9 protein-coding genes and 2 pseudogenes are annotated in these 6,528 nt (G+C 68.8%); 4 read left to right on the plus strand and 7 right to left on the minus strand.

Translation table 11 applies throughout. The features are described 5' to 3' along the window. Positions 1-166: 166 nt before the first annotated feature. The 4 genes from K4G64_RS22260 to K4G64_RS22275 form a co-directional block, all read right to left on the minus strand. Positions 167-1,360, minus strand: coding sequence for an RNA polymerase sigma factor (locus tag K4G64_RS22260; RefSeq protein WP_221757781.1), 1,194 nt, complete (start codon positions 1,358-1,360; stop codon positions 167-169). Next, positions 1,360-1,710 carry a YciI family protein gene (locus tag K4G64_RS22265; protein ID WP_221757782.1) on the minus strand — a complete coding sequence of 117 codons (351 nt, stop codon included), beginning with the start codon at positions 1,708-1,710 and terminating at the stop codon, positions 1,360-1,362. Before K4G64_RS22265 ends, K4G64_RS22260 begins: the two co-directional genes overlap by 1 nt. A gap of 253 nt (positions 1,711-1,963) precedes the next feature. Continuing rightward, on the minus strand, positions 1,964-2,167 hold the full coding sequence (locus tag K4G64_RS22270; RefSeq protein WP_221757783.1) for a hypothetical protein: 204 nt from the start codon (positions 2,165-2,167) through the stop codon (positions 1,964-1,966). A gap of 77 nt (positions 2,168-2,244) precedes the next feature. Further along, positions 2,245-2,832, minus strand: coding sequence for a TetR/AcrR family transcriptional regulator (locus K4G64_RS22275; protein WP_221757793.1), 588 nt, complete (start codon positions 2,830-2,832; stop codon positions 2,245-2,247). 60 nt (positions 2,833-2,892) lie between these two features. Here K4G64_RS22275 and K4G64_RS22280 point away from each other — a divergent pair, with 60 nt between their 5' ends. After that, positions 2,893-3,486, plus strand: a complete 594-nt coding sequence (locus tag K4G64_RS22280; RefSeq protein WP_221757784.1) for a dihydrofolate reductase family protein — start codon at positions 2,893-2,895, stop codon at positions 3,484-3,486. An 11-nt stretch (positions 3,487-3,497) separates the two neighbouring features. Here the strand turns inward: K4G64_RS22280 and K4G64_RS22285 are convergent. Both K4G64_RS22285 and K4G64_RS22290 read right to left on the minus strand, forming a co-directional pair. Further along, positions 3,498-3,857: pseudogene (locus K4G64_RS22285) on the minus strand (transposase); the annotation flags it as partial. Then, the gene (locus tag K4G64_RS22290) at positions 3,851-4,087 is read right to left on the minus strand and encodes a hypothetical protein (protein ID WP_221757785.1); all 237 of its coding nucleotides are present in this window, start codon (positions 4,085-4,087) and stop codon (positions 3,851-3,853) included. The pseudogene K4G64_RS22285 and the gene K4G64_RS22290, both read right to left, overlap by 7 nt. Before the next feature lie 413 nt (positions 4,088-4,500). Between K4G64_RS22290 and K4G64_RS22295 the strand changes: the two genes are divergently transcribed. Both K4G64_RS22295 and K4G64_RS22300 read left to right on the plus strand, forming a co-directional pair. Next, positions 4,501-4,749: a hypothetical protein gene (locus tag K4G64_RS22295; RefSeq protein WP_221757786.1), complete on the plus strand. Its 249-nt coding sequence runs from the start codon at positions 4,501-4,503 to the stop codon at positions 4,747-4,749. Between the two features lie 7 nt (positions 4,750-4,756). After that, on the plus strand, positions 4,757-5,242 hold the full coding sequence (locus tag K4G64_RS22300; protein WP_221757787.1) for a hypothetical protein: 486 nt from the start codon (positions 4,757-4,759) through the stop codon (positions 5,240-5,242). Between the two features lie 322 nt (positions 5,243-5,564). Here the strand turns inward: K4G64_RS22300 and K4G64_RS40365 are convergent. Beyond that, positions 5,565-5,729 (minus strand): annotated as a pseudogene (locus K4G64_RS40365) (HNH endonuclease); the annotation flags it as partial. A 2-nt stretch (positions 5,730-5,731) separates the two neighbouring features. Between K4G64_RS40365 and K4G64_RS22305 the strand changes: the two are divergent. Further along, positions 5,732-6,148, plus strand: a complete 417-nt coding sequence (locus K4G64_RS22305; RefSeq protein WP_221757788.1) for a DUF6336 family protein — start codon at positions 5,732-5,734, stop codon at positions 6,146-6,148. The last annotated feature ends 380 nt before the right edge of the window (positions 6,149-6,528 follow it).

Consider the following 6,528-nt stretch of genomic DNA (forward strand, 5'->3'; position numbering starts at 1 on the left):
CGCGCCGTTCGCCGAAGCGTCACCAGGACGGCAACACGAACGGTGCCATGTGCGGAGCTATGAGCCATGAGCGTCGCCCTGGCCAGGGATTCTGCGTGCATCAGTACCTGTAGCCGTCCGGCCACGGCTGCTGCGGCCGAACCCGGTCGCTCGGCGCGAGAGGCGCTCAGCGTGTGAGCGACCGGGCGCGTCGCTCGAGGAAGGCACGTTCGGCCGCGCTCTTGGTCAGCGCGAGGGCTGCCTCGTAGTCCCGTACGGCCTCGGTGTTGCGGTCGAGGCGGCGCAGCAGGTCGGCGCGGACCGCGTGGAAGACGTGGTAGCCGTCGAGGCCGAGGCCGTCCAGCAGGTCGAGGGCCGGCCGTGGGCCCCGGACCTCGGCGACCGCGACAGCACGGTTGAGGGCGACGACCGGGCTGGGCGCGAGGGCCATGAGCTGGTCGTAGAGCCGCAGGATCTGGCCCCAGTCCGTGGTCTGCGCGGTCGGTGCGTCGCTGTGCACGGCGTTGATCGCGGCCTGAATCTGGTAGGGCCCGGCCTGGTTTCGGCGCAGGCAGCGGCGGAGGAGGTCCTGCCCTTCGGCGATCAGCTCCCGGTCCCAGCGACCACGGTCCTGCTCCCCCAACGGCACCAACGCACCGTGCGTGTCCACCCGAGCGGCCCGCCGCGACTCGGTCAGCAGCATCAGCGCGAGCAGACCGGTGACCTCGGGTTCGTCCGGCATGAGGTCGGCGAGGAGCCGGCCGAGGCGTACGGCTTCGTCGCACAGCTCGGGATCACCGGTGTAGCCCTCGTTGAAGATCAGGTAGACCACGGCCAGAACGCCCGCCAGCCGATCGGGGAGGTCCGCGTCGCGCGGCACGCGGTACGGAATCCGGGCGCCCCGAATCTTGGCCTTGGCCCTGACCAGGCGTTGGGCCATGGTGGGCTCGGGCACCAGGAAGGCGCGGGCGATCTGGGCCGTACTGAGCCCGCCGAGCAGGCGCAGGGTCAGGGCCACCCGCGCCTGCGGGGCGAGCGCGGGGTGGCAGCAGGTGAAGATCAGCCGGAGCCGGTCGTCGTGCACGGGGCCCTCCTCCGCCGGCGTGTCCGGCGCGTACAGCCGGGCGGCTTCGGCGTGCCGGGCGTCGCGGCTCGACTCCCGGCGCAGCCGGTCGATCGCCCGGTTGCGGGCGGTGGTGATGATCCAGCCGGCCGGGCTCGGCGGCACGCCGGTCTCCGGCCAGCGCCGCACGGCCGTGGTGAAGGCGTCCTGGACCGCCTCCTCGGCGAGGTCGATGTCGCCGAGGTGGCGGACGAGGACGGCGACGGCGCGGCCGTACTCGGCACGGAAGACGGCCGCGATGTCGACGGTCTCGGGCATCAGTGCGTGGCCGCGAAGGGGCGCACCTCGATGGGGAGGGTGATGGCCAGGGCGGCCTTCCTGCCCCACTCCAGCGCCGCGTCCAGATCGGGGGCCTGGATGAGGCACAGGCCGCCCAGATACTCCTTGCCCTCGGCGTACGGCCCGTCGGTGATGAGCACGTCGCCGTCCTTGGGGCGCAGCACGGTGGCCGTCTCCGGGCCGTGCAGCCCGCCGGCGAAGACCCAGGCCCCGGCGTCGCGCAGTTCCTGGTTGAAGGCCTCCACCCGGCGCATGATCTCGGCGAGTTCGTCGGGCGGGGGCGGCTCACCGCCGGCCGGCTGGATCACGCTGAGCAGGTAGTGCTGCATGACGACCTCCTTGGTGTCGCGGGGGTTCTCTCACCTCCTACACGAACGGGAACCCTCAGGATCGACACCTACGCGACGACATCGCAAGGTCAGCGACGTCGAACTCCTCCGTTTGCATCCTGCCGATCAGGATGACGAGGGCCAGACGGAACACACCTGTTTCCGCTGCGGCGGCGAACTCCTCCTGCACTGGCACGGGCCGCTGATGACCGGTGGATGGATGGAGCTCCGCACGGCTCGGCTCTGGGGCGCTCTACGTCTCGCCCTCCTGTTCTTCCCGCACCTTCTTCTCCTCACGCAGCTTCTGCCACCGCTGACGCTCGCCGTACGCCGCGTTGCGGACAGTGCCGTCGTCTTCGAGCCCGGATCCGAACGCACCCCCGACCATGCCCATGGAGCTGACGAACCAGGCGAGCTCGGCGTAGGCCGTTTCGTTCGGATCAGCAGGCGGAACCAAGAGCGGGTGACTGCCGAGGCCGGTCCGGTCCAGCTCTCTTCCACCGCAGCAGACTGGAGTCATCCTGGGCCGGGCAGCTACTCCGCCGCCACAATGCGCTCCACTGCGGCCGTTACCAGTTGTTCACGCTCTGCCTCCGTGAAGACGTCCGGCAGGGTGAGCTGTTCAACGATCAGCCAGTTCAGCGTCAGCATGAGCAGCTTGACCGCCGTGGTGTCGCCGGGGAGACCGGAAGTCTCGTGATAGGCGACGTTGGCATCCACGTCGGCCCGGACTCGCTCCGTGAGGACCTTGCGCAGTTCGGGGCGGCGAGTGGCTTCGAGGCGGAGTTCCAGCAGCGCGAGGTAACCGGTGCGGAAGGAGGCGATGCGGCCAACGAGTTCGCGCATCAGCTCTACGTAGGTGTCCCGGTCGCGGCCGGCCGCCTGCTGGCGGGCAATCGTGGCCTCGTCGGGCTGGAGTCGCTCGTAGACCCGGGCGCCGGCCTGAGTGAACAGGTCGTCGCGACTCGAGAAGTAGTTGGACGCCGTACCGGCGGGAACGGCCGCCTCAGCATCCACGGCCCGGAAAGTCAGACCGCGTGCGCCTTCCCGGGCCAGCACCTCGATCGCCGCGTCGACGAGGGCCGCGCGCCGCCGGTCATTCCGTCTCACCCTTGACACCACTCCAGATGTAGTACTACGTTCAAACCACTTCAATCAGAGTACTACGTGTGGGGGACCATTTTGCGGAAGCTCGTGTACTACATCGGCGTCTCGCTCGACGGCCGCATCGCCGGTCCCGGCGGCGAGTTCGACTTCTTTCCGCAGGGCGACGAGCAGCAGGCCGCCGCCTATTCGACTTGGATGAACGCGCTGTACCCGGAGACCATCCCGACCGCTTACCGCGCGGCCGTCGGCGTCGCCGACGCGCCCAACCGGCGTTTCGACACCGTCGTCATGGGCCTCGGTACCTACCGCCCAGCCCTCGACAACGGGATCACCAGCCCGTACGCGCACCTGCGCCAGTACGTGGTGTCCAGCACTCTCAAGCCGGACACCGACCCAGCCGTCACCGTCGTGCCGAGTGACCCGCTCGCCCTCGTCCGCGAGCTCAAGAGCGAGGTGAGCGCCGTGCTGGACATCTGGCTCTGCGGGGGCGGCCAGCTCGCGGGCACCCTGATGCCCGAGATTGACGAGCTGCTGATCAAGACGTATCCGGTCATTGCCGGCACTGGAGTCCCGGTAGTCGACGGGCCCTTCGACCCCACTGTCTTCGACGTCGCCGAGCGCACTGCCTTCCCCAACGGGGTCACCCTCACCCGCCTCACCCGCCGCTAGGCGGTTTCGGTTCAGCGGGCGGACCAGAGGAAGATGCCCGCGATGTGGAGTCCGGCCAGGTAGATGGTCGCCGTCTTCTCGTAGCGGGTGGCGATGCCGCGCCACTGCTTGAGGCGGTTGATGCACCGCTCGACGGTGTTGCGCTGCTTGTAGGCGTCGCGGTCGAAGGCCGGTGGTCTGCCGCCTTGTCTGCCGCGCCGCAGCCGGTGGGCCTGCTGGTCCGCCGGGACGGGGATCACCGCGCGGATCCCGCGCTTGTGCAGGTGTGCGCGGATCGCGCGTGAGGAGTACGCCTTGTCCGCCAGGACCACGTCCGGCCTGGTGCGGGGCCGTCCGCGTCGGCGCGGAACACGCAGACGTGCCATCACCTGGGAGGGAGGAACGGGCGTACGACGTCGGTCACGGAGGAGACCCCCAGTTGCTCGTCCGCGACCAGCGGTGCCGTGCGCGCCGTCACCTGCCAGTCGACGTCGGCGCGGACCCGCCGCCTCAGCAACCGCGGCAGCTCGTCAGCCAGTCCCTGGGCGATCTCCGACGCCACTCCGGGGTCGGCGACCAGCACGATCCGCACCGCCGCAGCGGCAGGCCGGGAATCTGTCATGGTCTCGATCCGGTCGGGGGGTGGGTAGGCGCGACGGTTTCTCGCCCGAAGTCCCGTTGTAACGCCCCCCTATGTGGCGGTCGAGCGCGACAGGTGCCTTGGCGCCCGGCGTCCCCCGATCAGGCCCTGGGAAACCGGCGCGGCCCCAGGAGGGCATTCGACGGGACCTCCGCGAGGGCGCCAGGCTGGCTTCACGGGTTGGGGGGATCTCACGAATGCGGAGTGGGACCGGCTGGAGCCGTTTCTACCTCCCGGTGGTGCTAGTGGGGACCGGTGGGCGACCACCGTCGGGCGATCAACGGGGTGCTCTACCGGCACCACCCAAATCCACCTCGCCGCCGGACGATGCCGACCCCTCGCCATCCTTCTGACACCGGGGCATTACGGCGACGGCCGGCCCCCAGCTCCAGCGGGTGCTCGAGGAGGTCTCCGAGCACCGCACCGGAGTCGGGCGGCCTCCCACCCGGCCCGACGAAGGCGAGCGCTACCAGAACCAAGGGCACCAACGACCACGCCGGCGTCATCACCAAGGTGAAGGACGGCAGGCCTACGTCACCGCCCACAACGAAAACCGGCTCGACAAGCCGCTCAACGAGTACCTGACGGGCTTCAACGAGGGAACCGACTGCTCGATCATCCGCGTCAAGCCAAATTGGTACTGAGGGGAAGATGCGTGTGAAGAAGCGGGTCATCCTGCTGTGCGGTGGCGTACTCGTCGTGGCCGGGATCGCCGCGGCGGTGTGGTGGAACTGGTTGCGGGCACCCTATGCCCTGGCCGATTCACCGAAGGTCGACGTGACGGTGCGTGCGGAGAAGTCCGTGTACCCCGACGTCCAGGAGACGGCCGAGGATGTCGACACCCTCCTGCGCATCTATGTGCAACGGCTCAAAGACGGCGACGCCAAGGGACTCGCCGAGCTCGCCGGTCCGGCCTACAAGCAGCCCGGACCGGCCGCAGCCGAGTATGTGCGCGCGTACGGCGAAGCAGCGAGCGGGCGGGTCGAGCTCACCGTGCTGGAAGGGTCCGTCGACTACTTCAACCCGGTGACGGTGGCCTACGAGGAGACCGGCCAGCGGCAGAACCTGCTGTTGGTCAAGGATGACGGACACTGGTGGATCGGCCTCGGCGACGGCGATCCGGCAGCCGGCAAGTAGCGACAGTCGCAGAAGGGACCCGGAGATCGCTTCACCCGAACTTCCGGGCGCCTTCGCCGTATCCTCCAACCCCGCGGGGCCGGGCAGGGCAGGACCATCTCCCCCTCCCCCTGCGAATTCGCGTGGGACGATCCGTCGACGCTGCCACCGAGTGGCCAAAGGGCATGCCCCAGAGCCACGTCGGTCTACGTCAGGGTTCTCTCTATTCGTCCGAGCCTTCGACCACTCGCTGAACGCCGATAGGCCGATACCCCTGGCAGCTCGGAGGCCACTGTCGGCCACTGCTGCCACGTGCAGCTTGACGTGGCAACGAACACGATCGCCACCAGCACGTCCCGCTGGTCGGCCTGTTTCCGTTGGAGCGGGCGGTGACCGCGACCAGCGACGCTTCCTGGCCTTGGTCGTTGGCGTAGGCCTCGCGGCGTTGCGTGCTCCAGTCCGACGCCTTGCTGTCCCATGCCTCGACCAGGGGCGCCATATGGTGGAGTTGTGGCTGCTCAGACCGGGCAGGCTAGGGTGCTGGCCATGGCTTTGGACCAAGACGGCGTGATGCTGCCGCGACTGCGGCCGGCCGAAGTTGCACGGCGAGGCGTGACCTTCGGCCTGCTGAGCGTGGTGCCGCTCGTGGCGGTGACTTTGACCATCACTGGCCACAGCGACCGACGAGATTTCCTGGCCGTCCTCAGTGCCGTCGTCCTGCTCGGTGCGATCTTCTCGGTGACCGGTGCCGGCTTCTGGTGGGCCAGCGCGGGGGACATCCGACGCGTGCGGGACTGGCGCACCATCACGGGACAGTCCGAATCGGCCACCCTTGTGGGTCCGGTGTTCCTGCGCTGCGGGCTGTTTCTCCTGGTCCTCGGAGCTGCCTCTGCCGGGCTCTACCAACTCGTGGACGCTGCGCCTTAGACAGCTGGTTGTAAGGCTAGAACTTTACCTCGACCGACAATCGATCATCGACGGTTGCGCCCCGGGGTGAAAGCTAGTCCCACTCCATGCCCGCACGAGCGGCCAACCCACGCTCTGATCAAGCAGGTACGCGGCCCGGCCCGCAATCACTTCGACGAGCGATCATGAGTCCACACTGCTGACCTCCCGGTTGTCCTAGGGCTCGAGGAGGACGACGGTCCCGCCCCCCGCCGCAATCAGGGCCGAGCCGCGCCCTAGTACTGCAACGGTGCTTGCCGTGACTGCTGGCCAGGTCGGTCGTTGGTGTGGTTATGGGTGGGGACCTTGCTGATGTCAGGTTGTGGGCGGGGGAACTGGGCGCTCTGCATGAGCGGTTCGTG

Source organism: Streptomyces sp. WAC04114, assembly GCF_019733245.1.
In the GTDB taxonomy this organism is placed as follows: domain Bacteria; phylum Actinomycetota; class Actinomycetes; order Streptomycetales; family Streptomycetaceae; genus Streptomyces; species Streptomyces massasporeus_A.

Coding starts and splice junctions, on each gene's coding strand:
- K4G64_RS22290 (WP_221757785.1), bottom strand. CDS start 4,087: ATGACAGATTCCCGGCCTGCCGCTGCGGCGGTGCGGATCGTGCTGGTC.
- K4G64_RS22260 (WP_221757781.1), bottom strand. CDS start 1,360: ATGCCCGAGACCGTCGACATCGCGGCCGTCTTCCGTGCCGAGTACGGC.
- K4G64_RS22300 (WP_221757787.1), top strand. CDS start 4,757: ATGCGTGTGAAGAAGCGGGTCATCCTGCTGTGCGGTGGCGTACTCGTC.
- K4G64_RS22265 (WP_221757782.1), bottom strand. CDS start 1,710: ATGCAGCACTACCTGCTCAGCGTGATCCAGCCGGCCGGCGGTGAGCCG.